The sequence below is a fragment of the Alteripontixanthobacter muriae genome (genome assembly GCF_013336795.1).
GTDB lineage: Bacteria > Pseudomonadota > Alphaproteobacteria > Sphingomonadales > Sphingomonadaceae > Pseudopontixanthobacter > Pseudopontixanthobacter muriae.
The window spans coordinates 121,483-142,502 of record NZ_JAAFZT010000012.1 but is presented as its reverse complement, the minus strand read 5'-3'; the positions used below and the strand labels follow the sequence as shown (position 1 = coordinate 142,502).

Sequence of the window (21,020 nt, the reverse complement as noted above, 5' to 3'; positions counted from 1 at the left end):
CGCAGCCCACCCGCTGCTTCCCCGACCGGCCAGCGTGGGCTAGGCGAGCGGGGTAATGGATGTCTATCTTCCCATCGCCAATCTGTCGGTCAATGGTCTGCTGATCATTGCGCTCGGCGGGCTGACCGGCATCCTGTCCGGCCTTTTCGGCGTGGGCGGCGGGTTCCTGACCACGCCGCTAATGATATTCTACGGAATTCCGCCAACGGTCGCCGCTGCATCGGCGGCAACGCAGGTTACAGGCGCCAGCGTGTCCGGCGTCTTCGCCCATCGCAAGAGGGGCGGCGTTGATTACCGCATGGGCGGAGTCATGGTAGTGGGCGGGATGATCGGCTCGGGGCTGGGCGCGCTGCTGTTCCGCTTCCTCGCCTCCGTCGGCCAGATCGATACCGTCATCAACATACTTTACGTTCTGCTGCTGGGCACGATCGGCGGGCTGATGATGCGCGAGGCCTGGGCCAGCATCCGCCAGTCGCAGAAAGGCGTGCCGCCGCCGGCGCGCAAACGGCGGCATCACCCGCTCATTTCCGCGCTGCCGATGCGCTGGCGGTTCTATAAATCGGGCCTCTACATCTCGCCGCTTGCGCCGCTGATCCTGGGTGTCCTGGTCGGAACGCTGACCATGCTGATGGGTGTCGGCGGCGGCTTCATCCTCGTGCCCGCCATGTTGTACATTCTGGGAATGAGCGCGGGCGTGGTCGTCGGCACCTCGCTGTTCCAGATCCTGTTCGTGACCATCACCACCACCATGATGCACGCGCTTACCACGCAGGCTGTTGACATAGTGCTGGCCGCTCTGCTGCTTCTCGGGTCGGTGTCGGGCGCGCAGATCGGCACGCGCATGGCGGTCAAGTTCAAGCCCGACCTGCTGCGGCTGGCCCTTGCCGCCATCGTGCTGCTGGTTGCCTTGCGCATGCTCTACGGCCTTGGCGTCAGGCCGGACGAGATCTATTCGGTCGCGCAATTATGATCCGTTCACTTTTCCTGATGATCGCAGCCGTTCTGGTTCTTGCCGCGCTCGCCGCGGGGCCGGTCAGAAGCCAGGAGCGGGATCCCATTCTCGTACCGGCGGTGTCGCAGCAGGAAGTTCAGGTGCGGCAGGGCTTCACCGGGACCGAGCTGCTCCTGTTCGGCGCGATACTCGATCCGCGCGGAAGCCGCGCTGCCGATGGCTATGACATCGTCGTCGTGCTGAAAGGTCCGGCAGAACCGATCCGCGTGCGGGAGAAGGAACGGGTCGGCGGCATCTGGATCAATTCCGAGAGCACCGCTTTCCGCTCGGCCCCCACGTATTTTGCCGTGGCATCTTCCCGTCCCATCGGCGAGATCGTCGATGAGCGGACCGCGGCCATTTACGAGCTTGGCCTCGAATTCATCCAGCTTTCGCCCGGGGGAACGATTGACCCTGAAGAACAGGCGCGATTCACCTCCGGCCTGGTCGACCTGCGGCAGCGGCAGGGCCTTTACAAGCAGGACATGAACGGGGTGACCATCGAGGAAGGCGTTCTCTACAAGGCGCGGATCTCGCTTCCTTCCAACGTGCTGACAGGCCAGTATACTGCCGAAACTTTCGCCATTACCGATGGCCGGGTGATCGCCTCCGCAGTGGCCGAGGTGGAAGTCCGGAAGGTGGGCTTTGAACGTTTCGTCGAGGTGTTCAGCCAGTCGCAGAGCCTGCTTTACGGCCTTCTCGCGGTCTGTCTTTCCGTGTTCATGGGCTGGCTTGCCGGACGCTTGTTTGCACTGGTCTGAGCCTCTCGATGCGGCGGAGCTGCAATTGACCGCTTCTTAACCATCGCAGCCTTATTCCCCAAGATGACCAAACGGGGGCGCATGACAGCTATGAACGATATGGCGACGAAGAATCTTACTGGCACAAGCGCTGAGGCGCAGGACAGTCGCATCGCCGAGGAAATGAGTGCCGAAAATGCGGCACAGCCGATCGGTGTCGTTCTCGAAATCGCCGGTTCCGGTTCGCAGATCGCTCTCGACCTTGAACGGCTGAACCAGTGCATGGAGGATGCCGATCCGTCCATCGCGCTAGCAGGGCAGGTCGGATCGCAGATCAAGATACGTGTTGGCAACAGCTGGCTGCTCGCCAGCGTGCGCAACCAGCGGCAGGACCGCCGCGCGAATGGCGGCGTCATCGCCGATATCGATTTTCTCGGCGAAGGGCAGGAGGAAAAGCTGACCGGGCGCATTCACGGTTTCCGCCGGGGCGTCACCCGTTATCCGGTTCCGGGTGCGCTCATTTTCCCCGCTACCACGGAAGATCTGAAGCAGATTTACGCCAGCGACGGCCGCTCGAATATCCAGATCGGCACTGTCTACCCGACGAAGGACATTCGCGCAGGTCTCTACATCGATGCCATGCTGGGCAAGCATTTCGCGCTGCTGGGTTCGACCGGGACCGGCAAGTCGACCAGCGCCGCGCTTATCCTGCACCGCATCTGCGAGGCCGCGCCGCAGGGTCACATCGTGATGATCGACCCTCATGGCGAGTATTCGGCGGCTTTCCGCAGCAACGGCTTGATCCTGGATGTCAACAATCTGCAGCTGCCCTACTGGCTGATGAATTTCGAGGAGCATTGCGAGGTTCTTTTGTCGAGCAACGGCAACGAACGCCAGATCGACATGGATATATTGGCCAAGTGCCTGCTGAAGGCGCGCAGCAAGAACCGCCTCGCCGAACAGATGGGCAAGATCACCGTCGATTCGCCGATCCCCTATTTGCTGTCAGACCTCGGCAATGAAATTCAAAATGAAATGGGCAAGCTGGACAAGTCGAACTCCAGCGCGCCCTATATGCGCATCAGGAACAAGCTGGACGAATTGAAGGCCGACCCTCGTTACCAGTTCATGTTCTCGGGCATGCTGGTGGGCGACACCATGGGCGATTTCATCAGCAAGGTGTTCCGCATGCCGAGCGACGGAAAGCCGATTTCCATCGTCGACGTCTCGGGCGTTCCGTCAGATATCACGGCAACCGTTGTGGCAGTCCTCGCCCGACTGACATTCGATTTCGCAATCTGGGGCCGCGAGGAAAAGACTCGTCCGGTCCTGCTGGTCTGCGAAGAAGCGCATCGATATGTTCCGAACGAGAAGAACGCCGATGAAAATTCTGTCGGCAAGATTCTCAGCCGCATCGCCAAGGAAGGCCGTAAATACGGGATTTCGCTGGGTCTGATCACGCAGCGGCCTTCAGACCTTGCCGAAGGCGTGCTGTCGCAATGCGGCACCATCATCTCGATGCGCCTCAACAACGACAGGGATCAGGCCTTTGTGAAAGCCGCCATGCCCGAAGGCGCGCGCGGCTTCCTCGATTCCATCCCGGCACTCCGAAACCGCGAATGCATCATCTGCGGCGAGGGTGTGGCCATTCCCATCCGGGTCAGCTTTGACAATCTGGACGAGGTCAAGCGCCCGGCTTCCGAAGACCCGAGCTTCGTCGAACTCTGGCGCGAAACCGGCGGCGAGGAAGAAGCGGTGCAGCGCATCGTGCAGCGTTGGCGTTCGCAGGGTAAGTAGCCTTGGGCGTGCGCGAGCGCGGTCAGGTGCCGCGCTCGTCCCCGAACAGATGGATGTGCAATCGGTCGCTTAGCCGGAAGCCGTGCTGGAGGCACAATGGCACCAGCCATTCCTCGCGCTGACGAATGGTCGCGCTGTCCGTCCCTTCCGGCATGAGGAAGACTCTTTCGGGCGATATGGCATGCTGCTCCACTATCATCGCGGCTTCGGTCACGTCGTCAGGAGTGGCGACGACAAATTTGAACCACGCGCGGGGGTCTGCGGCATAGCTGCGCAGGCGCTCGGGTATCAGCGCGAGGTCGGCAGGATTGCCGCTGTGCGAGAGCTTGGGGCTGATGTTGTACTGTCCGATAAAGGCGTCGAGCGCGGGCGGCGCTTTCGTGGTGCCGTTGCTTTCCACTTCGACGAACAAACCCGTCAAGCGGCTTTGTAGCACATCCAGAACGCGGGTCAGGGCAGGGGCCTGCAAAAGCGGTTCTCCGCCGGTGATGACGAGCCTTTGCTGACCCAGGCTGGCGACAAGATCCGCCACTTCCGCTTCGTCCATGCGTAACTGGTTGGGCGCGCGGGCGAAGGTTCCTCCGCCGCGATGCGGGCGATCATCGCCATCGAAGTGCCAGGTATATGCGGTGTCGCACCAGACGCAGGCCAGATTGCACCGCGACAGGCGCATGAAAGTGCAGGGCACACCGGCAGACGGACCTTCGCCTTGCACCGATGCGAAGATTTCCGCTTTGCCCGGCGTGATAGTTGCAAGGATCAGAGTCATGGCAGAAATGGCATCGTTGCGGATCGTCCCGGATCAGCCGAGGCGGGCGAGGGCTGCACGAAGGCGGTCGGCTTCGCTCGCGTGGTGCTCCATGTCCGCTTGCGCCTTTTTCACCGCTTCGGGCTTTGCCTTCTCGACGAATTTCGGGTTCTCGAGACGCTTTGCCAAACTGCCGACTTCCTTCTCGGCATTTTGCAGCGCCTTGTTCAGGCGCGCCTTTTCCGCTGCAATATCGATCACCCCTTCAAGCGGGATCACGAACACATCCGAACCGGCCATGACCTGCATCGCCGGACCATCGGGCGCTGCAAGCACATGAATTTTGGACAAGCGCGCGAGGCGTTCCAGCGCCGCCCTGTTTTCTGTCATGACCTGCCGGGCTAGATCGCCGGGCGCGGCAACATACGCCTCCAGCTTCGCGCCGGGAGGGATGCCCAGCTCGTTCTTGGCAGCACGAAGCGCTCCGGTCAGACTGATCAGCCATTCCACCTGACGCTTGGCTTCCGCATCGACACCGGCCGCGGGTTCGGGCCATTTCGCGGTGATCAGCGGGTAATCGCCGCGATTCCCCTGTTTCGACCAGAGTTCTTCGGTGATGAACGGCATGAATGGATGCAGCATTACGTAGATCTGGTCGAGCACCCATCCCGCGACCATGCGGGTTTCCTCGTCGATGGTGCTGCCTTGCGCAGGCTTGATCAGTTCCAGATACCAGTCGCAGAACCGGTCCCAGACAAAGTGATAGACCGTGTTCGCCGCCGCATCGAAGCGCAGGTCGGCCAGGGCCCCTTCCAATGCCGCCAAAGTGTCGACGACTTCGCCGACGATCCAGCGATTGACTGCTGAATTGGCCGTCGGAGCTGCGATCTGCTCGCTCGCCTCGATCCCGTGCGACTGGCAGAAACGGGTGGCATTCCAAAGCTTCGTCGCGAAATTGCGATAGCCCTCAAGCCGGCTTTCGTCCATTTTGACGTCCCGGCCCTGGCTTTCCATCGCCGCCATGAAGAAGCGCAAGGCATCGGCGCCAAACCGGTCGATCAGCCCCAGCGGATCGACGACATTACCTTTGGATTTCGACATCTTCTGCCCATCGGCGGCGCGCACCAGCCCGTGCAGATACAGCCGCTTCCAGGGCACTTCGTCCATGAACTGCAGGCCCTGCATCGCCATCCGGGCATCCCAGAAGAACAGGATATCGAAGCCGGAGATCAGCAGATCGTTGGGGTAGTGTTTCGCCAGCATGGCCGTGTCGTCGGGCCAGCCAAGGGTTGCAAAAGGCCACAAAGCCGATGAGAACCAGGTGTCGAGAACGTCCGGATCCTGCGTCAGGGAAACGCCTTCACCGGCCTGCGCCTGCGCCTCCGTCTCTGTTTCGGCGACAAAGACGTTTCCGTCTCCGTCGAACCACGCCGGGATGCGATGGCCCCACCACAATTGGCGGCTGACGCACCAGGGCTGGATGTTCTCCATCCAGTTGAAGAAGGTCTTCTCCCAGCTTTTCGGGACGATTTCGATCCGGCGATCGCGAACGGCCTGCATAGGCGCTTCGGCCAAAGCCTCGGCGTCGACATACCATTGATCGGTCAGCCAGGGTTCGATCACCACGCCGCCCCGGTCACCAAAAGGCGTGGCGATCACGCGATCGTCGGTGCGTTCGAGCAGACCTGCTTCGTCCATCATCCCGACTATGCGCTTGCGCGCCGCGAAGCGGTCCATACCGATCAGTTCGTCCGGCACCAATCCGTCCGCCGTCTGCACCACGCGGCCTTCCGCATCCAGCATGTTGAGCATGTCGCCAGCGGCGATGCCGGCGCGCTTGCCGACTTCGAAATCGTTAAAATCGTGACCAGGGGTGATCTTGACCGCACCCGATCCCAGTTCCGGATCGGCATGTTCGTCGGCCACGATCGGCACTTCGCGCCCGGTGATCGGCAGGCGGATCGTCGCCTTGTTCTTCAGCAATTCGGCATAGCGCGGATCGTCCGGATGCACGGCCACGGCCATGTCCGCCAGCATGGTTTCAGGCCGTGTCGTCGCCACCGAAACGTTGCCGGACCCGTTGGCCAGCGGATAAGTGAAGTGCCAGAACTGGCCGTTCACATCCCGCGTTTCCACCTCGAGATCGGAAATCGCGGTCTTGAGCTTGGGGTCCCAGTTCACCAGCCGCTTGTCGCGGTAGATCAAGCCCTTCCTGTGCAGGTCGACGAATACCTTGACCACCGCCCGGGTGAAATGCGGGTCCATGGTGAACTGCTCGCGGCTCCAGTCCATCGAACAGCCGAGGCGCCGCAGCTGGCGCGTGATGGTGCCGCCGCTCTCCGCCTTCCAGTCCCAGACCTTGGCGATGAAATCCTCACGCGAGTAATTGGTGCGCTTGTCCTGGCTCTTCTCCAGTTCACGCTCCACCACCATCTGCGTGGCGATGCCGGCATGGTCCATGCCCACGACCCACAATGCATCCTTTCCGCGCAGCCGTTCGTAGCGAACCATGATGTCCTGCAACGTATTATCCAGCGCATGACCAATATGCAGCGATCCCGTCACGTTCGGCGGGGGGTTCACGATGGTGAACGGCTCGGCATCGGGACGGGCTGGGCGGAACAGGCCGTTATCCTCCCAATGGGCAAACCAGCGCGCCTCGATCGCGGCGGGGTCGAAGGTCGTGTCGAGCGGGGAAGTGGTGTCGTTCATGGCAAAAGTGCCTTTGCCAGCGGGATTGATTTGGCGCAACGGCTTGTCGGCAGCGCGTTTTGCGGACATATCGCCTGAGAGATGCAGAGCGGGGCACACTTTTCGCTGGAAGACGAGCGCAGCCACGGCAGCGAAAGCACCGGTGCGCGGCTGCTCTTGACGGGGCCCTATCTGGTCTCCACGATCGGCGGGGTCGACCGGGACTTGCGCAGCATCAACGGCTCCGTCTCCACCGTAGACCTTTCCGGCGTGACGGAAATCGACACCGTAGGGGCCTATGTCGCCTGCAGCCTTGCTCAGAAGCATGGTGCCGAGGTCGTCGGAGCGGACGAGCGTGCGAGCCGGCTGATGAAAGCCGTTGGGCCCAGCGCGGGCGGAGAAGCGAATGTCCGGCCCGAACGCCCCGTCACATTGGCCCGCGTGCCCGAAACGGTGGGTGAGGGCGTCTTCGAATTTGGCGGCGGCATAAAGGGCCTGATCGCGTTCATCGGTGCACTGATGGCGAGCTTCGGCACGCTCATCCTGCATCCGCGCCGTTTTCGCGGCAAGGCGCTGGTACGTCAGATGGAGTTGGTCGGTGTTGCGTCGCTACCGATCGTCGGCTTGATGAGCTTTCTAATCGGCATCGTGGTCGCGCAGCAAGGTGCGGTGCAGTTGCGGCAGTTCGGTGCCGAAATCTACACGATCAATCTGACCGGTCGCCTCAACCTGCGCGAACTCGGCGTCTTGATGACCGCCATCATGATCGCCGGCCGTTCGGGCAGCGCGTTTGCCGCGCAGATCGGGACCATGAAGCTGACGGAGGAAGTGGACGCGATGCGGACGATCGGTATTTCGCCGATGGAGGCTCTGATCGTCCCACGCATCCTCGCCGCTTTCCTGATGATGCCGCTGCTCGGCTTCTATGCCGCGGTCATGGCGATTATTGGCGGTGCGTTCATCGCCGATCTGACGCTTGGCATTCCTTTCCTGACATTCCTCGCCCGCATTCAGGAAGTGGTGCCGATCTACGATCTTTGGGTCGGGTTGGCAAAGGCGCCGGTTTTCGGCCTGATCGTCGGTATTGCCGGCTGCTATCAGGGCATGCAGGTGAAGGACAATTCCGAACAGGTCGGCCTGCGCACGACTAAGGCCGTGGTGCAGGCGATCTTCATGGTCATCGTCCTCGACGCCTTCTTCGCCGTGTTCTTCACCAAGGTGGGCTGGGCATGATGGACAGCGATTTCACCTCCGCCGACAATGAACTGCAGCACGATGTGCAACCCGGCAGCCCACATGCGAGGTTCCGCGGCGAGCACCCTATCGTGGTGCGCGGCCTGACGAACCGTTTCGGCAAGCAGTGCATTCACGAGGATCTGGAACTCAAGGTCAACCGCGGGGAGATTCTCGGCATCGTCGGCGGGTCCGGCACTGGTAAATCGGTCCTGATGCGCTCCATCATCGGATTGCAGAACCCGACAGCGGGTGAAATCGAGGTTCTGGGCAGGTCGATGACCGACGCCGAGCCTGATGAGGAAGTGGGCGTCCGCAGCCGCTGGGGCGTTTTGTTCCAGGGCGGCGCGCTATTTTCGACGCTTACCGTGGGTGAAAACGTCGAGGTTCCGCTCAAGCAGTTCTATCCTGATATCGAAACCGACCTGCGCCACGAAATCGCCCGGTACAAAGTGATTCTCTCGGGCCTGCCCGAAGAAGCAGTGGCCAAATATCCCAACGAATTGTCGGGCGGCATGCGGAAGCGCGCGGGCCTTGCCCGTGCCTTGGCCCTCGACCCCGAACTGCTGTTCCTGGACGAGCCGACGGCGGGGCTGGACCCGGTGGGTGCGGCTGCATTCGACCGGCTGACGCGCGAACTGCAGGAGACGCTAGGACTGACGGTTTTCCTGATCACGCACGACCTCGATACTCTTTACGAAATCTGCGACAGGGTTGCGGTGCTGGCTGACCGGAAAGTCATCGCGGTCGGCACGATCGACGAACTACTTGCTCTCGATCATCCGTGGATTCAGGAATATTTCAACGGTCCGCGCGGGCGTGCCGCGCAGGCCAGCCAGGAACGTGAACAGGCCCGCATCGCCCGGGCTGCCGGCCCGGAGGCGGATACGCCTGCGATGGACAATCCCGCGCAAGGTGGGGCATAGGACAGATAATGGAAACACGGGCAAATCACGTATGGGTCGGCGCCGTCACCCTCATCCTGCTGGGTTTGCTGGCATTGTTCATCGTCTGGCTGGCGCGGCTGGGCACGGCCGATCAGAAGGAATATGACATCTTCTTCAACCAGTCCGTGGCCGGTCTGGCGAACGGATCTGAAGTGACCTTTGCCGGGGTGCCTATCGGTCAGGTCAGCCAAATCCGCCTGTGGGAAGACGATCCGGGTTTTGTTCGCGTGCGCATCAGGGTCGAGCCGGATGCCGCCATTCTTGTCGGAACCACGGCCACGCTGCAAAGCTCCTTTACTGGCGTCTCCACAATCCTGCTGGACGGCGCGCGCCGCAATGCGCCGCCCATCACCTGCGAAACAACTGCCTGCCCTGAAGGCGCGCCCGTCATTCCGCCCAAGGCCGGCGGTTTTGGTGAGATCATCGCGAATGCGCCGCTGCTGCTGGAGCGCCTCGCCACCTTGACTGAGCGTCTGACGATGCTGCTTTCCGACAGCAACCAGGGCGAAATCGCCGGAATTCTGCGGAACACGAACGAGATATCGCAGGCGCTGGCGGACACTGCCCCGCAGACGGAACGTACGCTGGCCGAATTGCAGGTCACCCTTCGCGAGGCGAGCAACGCACTCGTCGGGTTCGAACGGGTAACCGGATCGGCTGACCGGGTGCTGAACTCCACCGACCGCTTGCTGAACCAGGAGGGTGCCGCATTGGCCGACGAGGTGCGCAAGACGCTGAACACGGCCAATCAGGCCGCCGAAGCGCTCACTGCGACTTTGCAGGATGCGCAGCCCGCTGCACAGCAATTGAGCCAGAGCACAATTCCGGCCGCCAATGCCACGCTGGAAGATTTGCGGGCAACCAGCCGGGCACTGCGGCAGGTGACGGAGAAGATCGAGAATGAGGGCGTTTCGTCTCTCATCGGCGGGCAGAATCTTCCCACCTATGATCCCGATGAATGATCCAGGCCGAACGCCCCCTCGCGCGCAATCGTGCCGAAACCTGCAGAATGCCATGAACAGGACACTACGAATGATCCGTCCCGCAAGAACATCCTTCATGGCAGTGGCCGGTGCACTGGCGCTGTCGGGTTGCATCAGCTTCGGTCCCGATGTTCCCGACAGCCTGCTGACCCTGACGCCTCTGACCGTGGCGACCCCTGGCACGATCAGCACCGGCACGCCGGAAAGCGCCATCGCCGTCAAGGAACCGACGGCACCGCAAAGGCTGGCTGTCGATCGCGTACCGGTGCAGATCGACAACACGAATGTCGCCTATCTGGAAGGCGCGACCTGGGTGGAAAGACCGGCGCGCCTGTTTCAGAATCTGCTGGCGGAAACGATCCGCCAGCGTTCGGGGCGGATCGTCGTCGACAATGACGATTCCTCGATCACGCCGCAGGTTCAACTGCGCGGCGCTATCCGCGAATTCGGCTACGATGCGCAGACGCAGACAGTCATGGTGCGGTATGACGCAATTCGCGAGATAAATGGCGAAGCGATCCAGACGCGCCGCTTCGAAAGCGTGGTACCTGTCGCCTTGCCAGAAGCAGCGCCGGTCGGCGTGGCGCTGAACCAGGCCGCGAACGATGTCGCCACGCAGGTGGCGGACTGGATCCAGTAATCTGAAGGCTGCGCCCGTGACGCTGTTAACTTTTAATTGCGTAGTAGTGTCAGGAATTGCGCGGCCTTCATGAAACCCGCATGACGTGATGCATTGCGGGCCTCTGCCTCGGCATCCCGGCCCCATAGGCGGGCTTGCCAATCCGTTTCCAGTTCCGACGCATGCCAACCCGCTTCCGCGTCCATCTGATCGTCCGCGACCGCGAGAGCGATGGTGAGCGAAGCAGCAAGCGCAGCAAGGTTGTGCAGACCCGCCAGCGTGAACGCGTCCATCCGTGACAATCGCCGCCGCAGCTTTTCGGCGGTTGCGGGTGCAAGCGGGCGATGCACGATGCCCGACACGCGCGGCATGGTGATGCCCTCGCGCTCTTCCAAGGCTGCGACCAGTGGCTCCCAAATACGCTGCTGTTCGGCAAACAAGGCGTCTTCGGGATCGGCGCGATAGGCCAGAGTGTCAGTCTCGGCGAAGGCAAGTACGGTTTCGACCGTCTGGTTCGAAGCGGCACGAACTATATCGATTGCGTGGTCGGCCATATCGCGCAACGGGAAGCTGCGGGGGTCGATGTCCTCTGCCTGCTCGCGCCATTCCCTCGCCATGGCTTCGGCAAGCTGCATGGTAGGGACTACTTGCGGATGTCCGCCTTGCGTGCGGATCGGCCTGCCATCCAGCAGCACGCGCCAGCCGCCGTCCTCTCCATCGTCGCGGCGGACGCCGACGTCGCTGTAGAACCGTTTCATCGCTCCTTCTTCCACCAGCGGGCGAGGAGGGCCGGGAAGAGGAAGAACTCCATCGCGCCAAGCACGAAGAGCATATAGCCAAGGGACGGATCCAGAGGCAGTTCGCCCGCGATGATCACGATGCCAAGCACGACCATTACGATGCCAGCCAGCCGCAGCAGCTGGAGCATCCAGAAACGCGCCATGGCCGGATCACGTTGCTGGTCATCCATCGCGAAGTATCCTTTCGAGCGAGTCCATGTCGCCTGCAACGCCGCTGGCCCCGGCTTCAGTCAATTCCGCGGAATCGTGGTAGCCCCAGCCGACCCCGATTGCGCGGACGCCAGCGTTTGCCGCCATCTCCATGTCGTAGGTGGTGTCGCCGATCATGACGGTGGTGCTCGCATCGACACTGGCATCCAGCATTGCCGCGTGCAGCATGGCCGGGTCCGGCTTGGAAGGGTGGCGGTCTGCCGTCTGCAGCGACACGAACCAGTCACCCATGCCATGAACCTCCAGACAGGATGTAAGCCCGCGATCGGATTTGCCGGTGGCGATCGCCACAGCCCAGCCATCGCGGCGCAGATTGGCGACGAGCTCGCGAATGCCGGGAAAAAGCGGCTCCTCCAGCCGCCCCTCAAGGCGACTGTTACGGAAAGCCTGCTTGTAGCCTGCCACGACCGCAGCCTGGACTTCGGCAGGCGCAGAAGGCGCCAGCAGCCTGACCGCACCGGGCAGGCTAAGTCCAACGATGCGGCGAACCTGATGGTGATCGGGCGCTTGCAAGCCTGCTTCGGCAAAGGCGTTATCCATCGCGGAACAGATAGCCGCCTGACCGTCAACCAGGGTCCCGTCGCAATCGAAAACTGCCAGCTTGCGGCTCATGCGCGCTTAACGCCCCCTGCCGCCGCCCGGCGTCCGCGACGGGCGACCTCCCGGCTTTGCTGGCCCACGGCCAGTGCCGCTCTTGCCGACCGCAGAACCCTTGCCCTTCGTCACACCCTTCGCCAGCGGCTTGCGGACCGGCGTCTTGCCCTCAGCCCGGCCGCGCCGCTCACCGCGTCGTCCTTTCCTGACCTGCTTGGCGTGCTGCCTCGCCGCCTGCTTGCGTTCCGCCTTGCCGGGAGGGGGCGGGCCTGTCTCCGGCTCCGCATCGCTGAGGGAGGGATCGAAGCCGAGCTGCTCCATGCTGGCCGCAAAATGTTCCGGCAGATCGGCCGTTACGTCGATCATGTCGCCATCGGGATGGTCGATGATCAGGCGGCGGGCATGAAGATGCATCTTTCGGCTGATCGATCCGGTCAGGAAGGCGTCCTGCCCGCCATATTTGCCGTCACCGACGATAGGGTGGCCGATTGCGGCCATGTGGACACGCAACTGATGCGTGCGGCCTGTGAAAGGTTCCAGTTCCACCCAGGCGGCGCTGTTGCCCGCCCGTTCGACGATGCGGTAGCGAGTTTTCGCGCTCTGGCCGTTTTCCTCGTCGACATGCATTTTCTCGCCGCCGGTGCCAGGCTGTTTCGCCAGCTTCGCCTCGATGATGCCATTTGCCACGTCGGGAACGCCGACCACCAGCGCCCAATACACCTTGCGCGCGGATCTGCCGGCAAACCGTCTGGAAAAGAAGGCGGCGCTACCGGGTGTGCGAGCGATGAGCAGCACGCCGCTGGTATCCTTGTCCAGCCGGTGGACGAGGCGCGGGCGCGGCACGTTAGGCCCGGCGAACGCGTCGAGAAGGCCATCGACATGGTGATGCGTACCGGTGCCGCCTTGCGTGGCAAGGCCGGGAGGCTTGTTGAGCATGATGGCGGCGCGGTCCTGCTCGATCACCATGGCTTCCGCCGCCGCAACGTCCGCATCTGTCAGGACGCGCTTCGGCGCAACGCCTCCCGGAGGTGTATCGCCGCCTGGCGGCACGCGCAGGGTCTGGCCCGAAGCCAGGCGGTCGTCGACCTTCACCCGCTTGCCGTCCACGCGTATCTGGCCGGTGCGCGCCCAGCGCGACACCATGGCGAAGGACACCTGCGGCAGATTGCGCTTGAACCAGCGGTCGACACGAATGTCGTCGTCGTCCTTGGCAATGCGGAACTGCCGCACAGTGTCTGCGGGTTCGATCCTGCTCATGCCATCATCCTTGTCCAAGCATTCGTATCAGCGCCAGCCCGATATAGAGACCTGCCAGGCCGGCAACCATGCTCGACGCGGCATAGAGCAGGGCAAGGCCCGGTTGCCCGCGCTCGATCAATAGCATCATATCGAGGCTGAAGGCCGAAAAAGTGGTGAAGCCGCCCAGCAGGCCGACGCCCAGAAACAGGCGCAGCGGCTCCGTGGTTTCGGCGTCTGATCCCTGGCGGGCGAGCCAGCCGAACAACAAGCCCATCGCGAGAGATCCCAGAACATTGACGCTCAGCGTCGCCCACGGGAAGCTGCCGGCGCCTTGCTGGCCGGCAAGGCTGGTCATCCCGCGTCCGGCCTGATACCGCAGGACTGCGCCGATTGCGCCGCCAAGGCCCACCTGCAAGCTGGCGGCGAGGGGAGCGATGGATGGGGCGGAGCCGGTCATAGGCGGTGCCCTTACCTGTCGGTGCGCGACTTGCAAAGCCGGCCCGGCAAATAGGATGCAGGCGCGACGCAATGCTGCGATGCTTGCAAATCGGGTGATGAAACGGTATACACATGGCAGTTCCAGTCGATCCGCACAGGATTCGGCGCGGTTTTCGTTGGTGCGGAAACACGTATTTTCGTCAGGATATGGGCGCATTCCCGCATATGGCGCGGGCTCTGTTCCCCTGCTGTAAGGTTAAGTAATTTATGCAGATCATGGTTCGCGATAACAATGTCGATCAAGCCCTCCGCGCGCTCAAGAAGAAGCTGCAGCGCGAAGGCGTCTATCGCGAAATGAAACTGCGCCGCCATTACGAAAAGCCCAGCGAAAAGCGCGCTCGTGAAAAGGCTGCCGCCGTTCGCCGCGCCCGCAAGCTCGAGCGCAAGCGGATGGAACGCGACGGTATCAAGTAAGGCGGCGCGGCCCGGCGCCGCCCGTATTGCTCCCGTCATAACATCAAGCGCAAAAAACTCTGCGGAATTATCAGCGTCCGCGGCAGATTGCGCCCCATGGCGGGAAAGATCGATTCGCTTGAAACCGATGCAGCGATAAGCCATCAGGGCGCGGAATTTGTTTCCGCGCCCTTTCGTTTGGGCACCTTTCTGCCTTCTATGGTCCTCCACCCGGATGACCGTACATGCCATTTCCAGGACAGATCATGACCGAAGTCACCCGCGTACCGATCCAGCCCGTCGACAGGGGAACGCTCCCGAAAATGTGGATCGCGGTGGCCCTGGCCGTGCTGCTGGCGGCGGGAGTCGCCTGGGCAACGGTGCCCGAAGGTGTCGAAGTGACGACGATCACACCCGGCACCGGACCCAGCCCGTCGGAAGACGACGTCGTGCTGGTGAACTATGTCGGCAAGCTGCCGACCGGGGAGGTGTTCGACCAGGCGGAGGCGACGCCGCTGCCGCTCGAAGGCATGATCCCCGGCTTCACCGAAGGCGCTCAGAAGATGCAGAAAGGCGGAAGTTATCTGATCGAGATTCCTGCCGAGCTTGGCTATGGCGCGGAAGAAAAGGTCGATCCTGCGACCGGGGAGGTGCGCATCCCTGCGAACAGCACTCTCCTGTTCGAAGTTGAACTGATCGATTTCATCTCCCGCACCGATTTCGAACAGAGGATGCGCGCGATGGAGCAGATGATGCAGATGCAGGGCCAGATGCCGGGCGCTCCCGTCGGGGCGCCGCCTGTCGTCACTGTGCCGCAGAACTAGCCTCGCGATCACGGCGGAGGGGCGGACAGATGGATGATCAACCCGCCGATGCTTCTGCTTTTGCACACAGAACAGCCGCGCCCGAACCCGGCACGCCAGCGGATCAGCCAGGGAAATTGCGTGAGGCCTCCGTTGAAGTGTGGCCTGCGCGGGAATGGGTGCTGGCTGGACTCCTTGCGCTTGCCGGCTTCGTGGTCTGGGCGCTGATCGACACTCGCGAAGAGGAAGCTTGGCGCCTCGCATCGGCTGCATTCGTCGCTTTTGGAGCGCTGGCGGCAGCGTTCACGCTGGACCGGAACCGATGGCGAGAGCCCGCAATCTTTGCGGCGCTGGTCGGGGCCGTCATGGGCGGTTTGGCCTGGCGGATCTCCGAGAATTCCGATGCGGCGGCGGGTGAGCCGTTCATATTCGCCGCTGGCCTTCTCTGCATCGGCTTGGCGCTTCCGCTGTATCAAGCGGGCTTTCACCGCCACCGCCTGTCTACCTCTTACGCGCAAACCCATCATTACGTCTGGACCGACGCGATCGGCGCAGCAGGTGCGCTGGCCTTCACGGGCCTGACGTGGCTGGTCCTGCTGCTGATCGGTCAATTGTTCGAGCTTCTCGGCATCGATCTGATCGTCGAACTCATGCAGCGGGACTGGTTTGTGTGGACGCTGTCCGGAGCAGCTTTCGGTGCGGCACTCGGCCGGCTGCGCGGCGAATCCACTGTCCTTGGCACGTTACAGGGTGTGGTCCTGCTGCTGCTCTCGTTGCTTGCGGTCCCCGTGGCCGTGGCTCTCGTCCTGTTCCTGGCAGCCATGGTAATCTCCGGGCCGGACGTCCTCTGGGCCGCGACCAGCAGCGCCACGCCCATTCTGCTGGCATTGGCGGCGGGCAGCTTCATTCTCGTCAATGCAGTCATCAGGGATGCCGACGATGCAATGCGATCGTCGCGAGTGGTGCGATGGGCGGCCTTACTGCTGGCAATCTTCATCCTGCCGCTGACCCTGTTCGCCGCGATCTCGCTCGGAGTGCGAATTGCCCAGCACGGATTGACGCCGGAACGACTCTGGTCGCTCGTCGCCATTGGGGTCGGTGTAGCATATGGGGTCGCCTACGCCGCCTCCTGGCTGCGCGCCCGTTTCGGGCCATTCAGCGACTGGCGAGCAGGCATCCGGCAGACGAACCTCATCCTGGCCGCTGCCACATGCACGTTGGCCTTCCTGCTGTCGCTGCCGCTGATCGACTTCGGTGCCATCGCGGCACGCCAGCAGGTTGCACGATTGCAGGGCGGCGAGGTCACGCCCGGCGAGTTCGATTTCACGGCATTGCGCTGGGATTTCGGCGATAGCGGAAGAGAAGCCCTGCAGTTTCTGGCGAACAGCCGGGCCTCCAGCGTGGCGAATTCGGCAAAGGAAGCCCTGGCGCAGGATGTCGAGCCTGCGCGCGTTTTCGGCGGGGGTATCCGGCAGCAGGGTGAAATCATCATCGCCGGGGTTGAGGACCCAGCTTCGCAGGACAGGGTTCGCCGGCAAATCCGCGGCCAATTGCGCTATCATTGCGAGACGAAGTGCCGGGTGCAGGCCGTCGGCCCATGGCCGGGGGGTGGCACGCATCTCGTGCTGGTAAGCACCTTCGGGGTCACTCATCTGGTGGTGGGTCCGGGCGATCGCTTCCTCATGCCGGGGATCGGCAACGGCTATCTTACTGGCGATCCGGCGCGCCCCCCTGAAGCGGCTGAGCCGGAAAATGCTGTGGAATTGCGACCCTATGCCGGCAGGCAGATCTATCAGGATGGCAGGCCCTTCGGAGAACCCTTCGCCTATCCGCCGAAAGACGCGCTTGAAGCAGGCCGCGCCGGTCGCTAACGCGCTTTCCCATGTCCGTAGATAAAACTCAGGTCGCGAAGATCGCATCGCTCGCGCGGATCAGCATGGGCGAAGCCGAGCTTGACCGCATGGTTCCCGAACTCAACAATATTCTCGACTGGGTCGAACAGCTTGGCGAGGTGGATACCGCGAACGTCGAACCGACCACCGCCGTCATCGCCAATGCGTTGCGCCTTCGCGCCGATGTGGTTGATGCCGATCCTCTGACCGGCGGCAATTTGCGCGAACGGGTGCTGGCCAATGCTCCGGATGCCGAACACGGCTTTTTCGCCGTACCCAAGGTGATCGAATGACCGACTATACGGAACTTGGCGTTGCGCAGATCCGCGACGGTGTGCGCGGGGGCTACTTTACCGCTGCCGAGGTGGCTGACGCCTTCAACGCGGCTGTCGCGGGCGCGACTTCACTCAACGCCTTCATTACTCCGACGCCCGATGTAGCCGTGCGCCACGCCGCGCTCGTCGATGCCGATCGCGCCGCCGGCAAGGAACTGGGCGCGATGGCCGGCGTGCCCATAGGCATGAAGGATCTGTTCGCGACACGCGGCGTGCAGACCACGGCGGCGAGCCACATTCTCGAAGGATTCGTTCCCGAATACGAGAGCACCGTGTCCCACAATCTGTGGAGCGCCGGGGCGGGCATGCTGGGCAAGCTCAATCTCGACCAGTTCGCGATGGGATCGAGCAACGAGACCAGCTATTTCGGCAATGTCGTGAACCCTTGGCGTCGCACGGGCAGCGATGTCGCCCTGACGCCGGGAGGGTCGAGCGGAGGTTCCAGCGCCGCCGTCGCCGCACGCATCGCGCCCGCCGCCACGGGCACTGATACTGGCGGATCGATTCGCCAGCCCGCTGCCTTCGCCGGTATTTGCGGCATCAAGCCGACCTATGGCCGCTGCAGCCGCTGGGGTACGGTTGCTTTCGCCTCCAGCCTTGATCAGGCTGGGCCGATGGCGCGCGACGTGCGCGACTGTGCGATCATGCTCGGTGCCATGGCAGGCTTCGACGCCAAGGATTCGACCAGCCTCGACTTGCCCGTGCCCGACTGGGAGGGTGCTCTCTCCGCCGATCTGAAGGGCAAGCGGGTCGGCATCCCCCGCGAATACCGCATGGACGGGATGGATCCCGAAATCGAAGCGGCGTGGGACAAGGGCAAGACCATGCTCCGTGACGCCGGTGCCGAGGTCGTCGACATCAGCCTGCCGCATACGAAATATGCGCTGCCTGCCTATTACATCATCGCCCCTGCCGAAGCCTCCAGCAATCTCGCTCGCTACGATGGCGTCCGCTATGGTCTGCGCGAATTGCCTGAAGGCGCGGGCCTGCAGGACATGTATGCCGCCACCCGTGCGGCCGGTTTCGGAGACGAGGTCAAGCGCCGTGTCCTGATCGGCACCTATGTGCTGAGCGCCGGGTTCTACGACGCCTATTACACCCAGGCGCAGAAGGTGCGCACGCTGATCGCGCGCGACTTCGCGGAGGCATGGAGCGAGTGCGACATCATCCTCGCGCCGACCACGCCCAGCGCCGCTTTCCCGCTTGGAGAGAAAAGCGACGATCCGCTGGCGATGTATCTGAACGACGTTTTCGCCGTGCCAGCCAGCCTTGCGGGCCTGCCGGCGATGAGTGTGCCCTGTGGTTTGAACGGACAAGGCCTGCCGCTCGGTCTGCAGATCATCGGGCGGGAATTGGATGAACAGGGTGTATTAAATGCTGGCCTCGCCATCGAAGCGCGGGCCGGGTTCGATGCGCGGCCGGAAAAATGGTGGGGCTGACTTGGCCGATCTCCTGCGCGCTCTGCTGGAGATCATCGTCAACGGTTTAGCCGAGCTGATTGCCGACGGTTTCAAAAAGCCGGCGCGCGCATTCTGGTTTCGAGTACGGGGCAAGAAGCTCAAGCAAGCCGCCAAGACGCAGTCTGCGGCCCGGCGAGCGCGCCGGATGGCCCGGCATCAACGTCGCCAGCAGCGCAAATGAGCAGCGGCCCAGGCGACCTGCGCCTGCCGGATAGCGGTCGATTTATCGCGCTCGATTCGCTGCGCGGGGTGGCCGCCCTGCTGGTCGTCTCCTTTCACGTGTTCGACGGCGGCGTCGCGCCGAACTGGTACTTCGCCCGGAATGGTTGGGTGTTCGTCGACTTTTTCTTCGTGCTTTCCGGCTTCGTCATAGCGGGTGCTTACGGTGAGAAGCTGGCGCAGGGCTTCCCTGTGCTGCGCTTCATGGTGCTGCGCTGGGGACGCATTTTCCCGCTGCATCTGGCAATTTTAGGCCTGTATGTTCTGGGCGAAACCACGCTTCTCATCCTAGATCCCGACAACATGCGCGCGGCGTTTCAGGGCGAGCGGAATTTGCGCGATTTCGTTCTGACGGCCACGCTGACGCAGGCCCTCATCCACCCGACGCCGCTCGGCTGGAATGCGCCAAGCTGGAGCATCTCGGTCGAGATCTGGCTCTACGCTGCAATCGCATTTGCGTGGAGGTATGGAGGACGTGCTGGCTGGCTGCTGGCGGTATCTGCGGCTGTAGCGGCCTGGCTGCTGCTGGCGTGCGGCTTCTCCGGCTGGGTGACGCCGCTCAATCCCGATCTCGTGCGCGGCGTCGCGGGGTTCGGTCTCGGCACCGCATGCTGGATGATCTGGAAACGGTGTGCCCATGCGTTCTTGCAGCGCCTTTCTGCGCCACTGGTGTCCCTGCTTGAGATCGCCTGCGTCACCGCTCTGATCGCAGTTCTGGCGCTGGAGTTGTCGATTGCCTTGGCCGATTTCATCTTTGCACTCACGTTGCTTTGTTTCGCAGCGGATCGCGGCGCTGCGGCGCGTCTCCTCGCCACCTGGCCGTTCTTCTGGGCCGGAGTCCTGTCCTACTCGATCTATCTCGGCCACTCCGTCGTGCTGCTCGTTCTCGCCCGTCTGCAGGCCGCACTGTGGCCCTCCGCCGGGATCATCGGAGAAACAATGACCGGCTTGGCCGTGCTGACAGGCAGTGCTGGCTTCGCATGGATCACATGGCGGCTGGTGGAAGCGCCTGCCCGGGATTGGTCGCGGCGGCTCGCTGCACGGATGGGCGTGGGCGCACAGGAACGTGCTGCGCCGACGATCTGAGTGCTAGCCCCGCGCAAAATGCTTGGCAGCGGGCGGTCCGCCCATTATCGCACCGCACCATGAGCAATTACCGTATTCAGGGCGAAACCGGCGAGTGGGAGGTCGTAATTGGCCTCGAAGTGCATGCGCAGGTCACCAGTCGCGCCAAGCTGTTCTCCTCCGCCGCGACCGACTTCGGCGCGGAACCCAACGCGCAGGTCAGCCTCATCGACGCCGCAATGCCCGGCATGTTGCCGGTGCCGAACCGCGAATGCATCCGCCAGGCGGTGCGTACGGGCATGGCCATCGACGCGCAGATCAACAAATGGTCGCGTTTTGACCGGAAGAACTATTTCTACGCCGATTTGCCGCAGGGTTACCAGATCAGCCAGCTATACCATCCGCTGGTGGGCGAGGGTGTTCTGACCATCGACGCCGATGACAGGGCGGGTATTCCCGAGGCGAAGCGGATCGGCATAGAGCGCATCCACGTCGAACAGGACGCGGGCAAGCTGATGCATGATCAGCATCCGACGATGTCGTATGTCGATCTCAACCGGTCCGGCGTTGCTCTGATGGAAATCGTCAGCCGCCCCGACCTTACCTCGCCCGCGGAAGCCGGGGCTTATGTCCGGAAATTGCGCTCCATCCTGCGCTATGTCGGATCGTGCGACGGCAACATGGAAGAAGGATCGATGCGGGCGGACGTCAACGTCTCGGTCCGCAAGCCGGGCGGCGAACTGGGCACCCGTACCGAAACGAA

Annotated in this window: 21 protein-coding genes and 1 pseudogene; 15 read left to right on the top strand and 7 right to left on the bottom strand. The window is 62.8% G+C overall.

Annotation, left to right across the window (positions count from 1 at the left end):
• Window positions 1-55 precede the first annotated feature (55 nt).
• The 3 genes from G7A66_RS04060 (at window position 56) to G7A66_RS04050 (ending at window position 3,528) form a co-directional block, all read left to right on the top strand.
• Entirely contained in the window at window positions 56-970 is a 915-nt protein-coding gene (locus G7A66_RS04060) for a sulfite exporter TauE/SafE family protein (RefSeq protein ID WP_174294425.1), read from the top strand.
• The gene (locus G7A66_RS04055; RefSeq protein WP_174294424.1) at window positions 967-1,752 is read left to right on the top strand and encodes a TIGR02186 family protein; all 786 of its coding nucleotides are present in this window, start codon (window positions 967-969) and stop codon (window positions 1,750-1,752) included. The genes G7A66_RS04060 and G7A66_RS04055 overlap by 4 nt, the downstream gene beginning before the upstream one ends.
• A 162-nt stretch (window positions 1,753-1,914) precedes the next feature.
• On the top strand, window positions 1,915-3,528 hold the full coding sequence (locus G7A66_RS04050; RefSeq protein WP_232366633.1) for an ATP-binding protein: 1,614 nt from the start codon (window positions 1,915-1,917) through the stop codon (window positions 3,526-3,528).
• Window positions 3,529-3,550: 22 nt separating this feature from the next.
• On the opposite strand, the gene G7A66_RS04045 is transcribed toward G7A66_RS04050, so the two are convergent.
• Entirely contained in the window at window positions 3,551-4,297 is a 747-nt protein-coding gene (locus G7A66_RS04045) for a 7-carboxy-7-deazaguanine synthase QueE (RefSeq protein ID WP_174294423.1), read from the bottom strand.
• Between the two features lie 33 nt (window positions 4,298-4,330).
• Entirely contained in the window at window positions 4,331-6,988 is a 2,658-nt protein-coding gene (locus G7A66_RS04040) for a valine--tRNA ligase (RefSeq protein ID WP_174294422.1), read from the bottom strand.
• 81 nt (window positions 6,989-7,069) lie between these two features.
• Here G7A66_RS04040 and G7A66_RS04035 point away from each other — a divergent pair, with 81 nt between their 5' ends.
• From G7A66_RS04035 to G7A66_RS04020, 4 genes are all read left to right on the top strand, one after another.
• The gene (locus G7A66_RS04035; RefSeq protein WP_174294421.1) at window positions 7,070-8,200 is read left to right on the top strand and encodes an MlaE family ABC transporter permease; all 1,131 of its coding nucleotides are present in this window, start codon (window positions 7,070-7,072) and stop codon (window positions 8,198-8,200) included.
• Window positions 8,200-9,126 carry an ABC transporter ATP-binding protein gene (locus G7A66_RS04030; RefSeq protein ID WP_174294480.1) on the top strand — a complete coding sequence of 309 codons (927 nt, stop codon included), beginning with the start codon at window positions 8,200-8,202 and terminating at the stop codon, window positions 9,124-9,126. The genes G7A66_RS04035 and G7A66_RS04030 overlap by 1 nt, the downstream gene beginning before the upstream one ends.
• Before the next feature lie 8 nt (window positions 9,127-9,134).
• On the top strand, window positions 9,135-10,109 hold the full coding sequence (locus G7A66_RS04025; RefSeq protein ID WP_174294420.1) for an MlaD family protein: 975 nt from the start codon (window positions 9,135-9,137) through the stop codon (window positions 10,107-10,109).
• A 70-nt stretch (window positions 10,110-10,179) separates the two neighbouring features.
• Complete coding sequence (locus G7A66_RS04020; RefSeq protein ID WP_174294419.1) at window positions 10,180-10,770, top strand: ABC-type transport auxiliary lipoprotein family protein; 591 nt, start codon at window positions 10,180-10,182, stop codon at window positions 10,768-10,770.
• A 32-nt stretch (window positions 10,771-10,802) separates the two neighbouring features.
• Here G7A66_RS04020 and G7A66_RS04015 read toward each other — a convergent pair whose 3' ends face one another.
• Genes G7A66_RS04015 through crcB form a run of 5 tightly spaced genes read right to left on the bottom strand, consistent with a single transcriptional unit; the run spans window position 10,803 to window position 14,049 of the window.
• Window positions 10,803-11,507: an ATP12 family chaperone protein gene (locus G7A66_RS04015; protein ID WP_174294418.1), complete on the bottom strand. Its 705-nt coding sequence runs from the start codon at window positions 11,505-11,507 to the stop codon at window positions 10,803-10,805.
• Complete coding sequence (locus G7A66_RS04010) at window positions 11,504-11,719, bottom strand: hypothetical protein (RefSeq protein WP_174294417.1); 216 nt, start codon at window positions 11,717-11,719, stop codon at window positions 11,504-11,506. Before G7A66_RS04010 ends, G7A66_RS04015 begins: the two co-directional genes overlap by 4 nt.
• The gene (locus G7A66_RS04005; protein WP_174294416.1) at window positions 11,712-12,371 is read right to left on the bottom strand and encodes an HAD-IA family hydrolase; all 660 of its coding nucleotides are present in this window, start codon (window positions 12,369-12,371) and stop codon (window positions 11,712-11,714) included. The genes G7A66_RS04010 and G7A66_RS04005 overlap by 8 nt, the downstream gene beginning before the upstream one ends.
• Window positions 12,372-12,377: 6 nt before the next feature.
• Window positions 12,378-13,610, bottom strand: a complete 1,233-nt coding sequence (locus tag G7A66_RS04000) for an RluA family pseudouridine synthase (RefSeq protein ID WP_174294415.1) — start codon at window positions 13,608-13,610, stop codon at window positions 12,378-12,380.
• A gap of 4 nt (window positions 13,611-13,614) precedes the next feature.
• Complete coding sequence (crcB, locus tag G7A66_RS03995) at window positions 13,615-14,049, bottom strand: fluoride efflux transporter CrcB (protein ID WP_174294414.1); 435 nt, start codon at window positions 14,047-14,049, stop codon at window positions 13,615-13,617.
• Window positions 14,050-14,297: 248 nt separating this feature from the next.
• On the opposite strand from crcB, the gene rpsU reads away from it, so the two are divergent.
• From rpsU to gatB, 8 genes and pseudogenes are all read left to right on the top strand, one after another.
• Window positions 14,298-14,504: a 30S ribosomal protein S21 gene (rpsU, locus tag G7A66_RS03990; protein WP_006834591.1), complete on the top strand. Its 207-nt coding sequence runs from the start codon at window positions 14,298-14,300 to the stop codon at window positions 14,502-14,504.
• A gap of 245 nt (window positions 14,505-14,749) precedes the next feature.
• A complete protein-coding gene (locus G7A66_RS03985; protein ID WP_174294413.1) occupies window positions 14,750-15,307 on the top strand; it encodes an FKBP-type peptidyl-prolyl cis-trans isomerase in 558 nt (185 codons plus the stop codon).
• Between the two features lie 29 nt (window positions 15,308-15,336).
• Window positions 15,337-17,157 carry a DUF4153 domain-containing protein gene (locus tag G7A66_RS03980; protein ID WP_174294412.1) on the top strand — a complete coding sequence of 607 codons (1,821 nt, stop codon included), beginning with the start codon at window positions 15,337-15,339 and terminating at the stop codon, window positions 17,155-17,157.
• A gap of 11 nt (window positions 17,158-17,168) precedes the next feature.
• Window positions 17,169-17,471, top strand: a complete 303-nt coding sequence (gatC, locus tag G7A66_RS03975; protein WP_174294411.1) for an Asp-tRNA(Asn)/Glu-tRNA(Gln) amidotransferase subunit GatC — start codon at window positions 17,169-17,171, stop codon at window positions 17,469-17,471.
• Window positions 17,468-18,952, top strand: a complete 1,485-nt coding sequence (gene gatA, locus G7A66_RS03970) for an Asp-tRNA(Asn)/Glu-tRNA(Gln) amidotransferase subunit GatA (RefSeq protein ID WP_174294410.1) — start codon at window positions 17,468-17,470, stop codon at window positions 18,950-18,952. The genes gatC and gatA overlap by 4 nt, the downstream gene beginning before the upstream one ends.
• A gap of 1 nt (window position 18,953) precedes the next feature.
• Complete coding sequence (locus G7A66_RS03965) at window positions 18,954-19,154, top strand: hypothetical protein (protein WP_174294409.1); 201 nt, start codon at window positions 18,954-18,956, stop codon at window positions 19,152-19,154.
• Window positions 19,151-20,278, top strand: coding sequence for an acyltransferase family protein (locus tag G7A66_RS03960; protein WP_174294408.1), 1,128 nt, complete (start codon window positions 19,151-19,153; stop codon window positions 20,276-20,278). The genes G7A66_RS03965 and G7A66_RS03960 overlap by 4 nt, the downstream gene beginning before the upstream one ends.
• 59 nt (window positions 20,279-20,337) lie before the next feature.
• A pseudogene (gatB, locus tag G7A66_RS14090) lies at window positions 20,338-21,020 on the top strand (Asp-tRNA(Asn)/Glu-tRNA(Gln) amidotransferase subunit GatB); the annotation flags it as partial.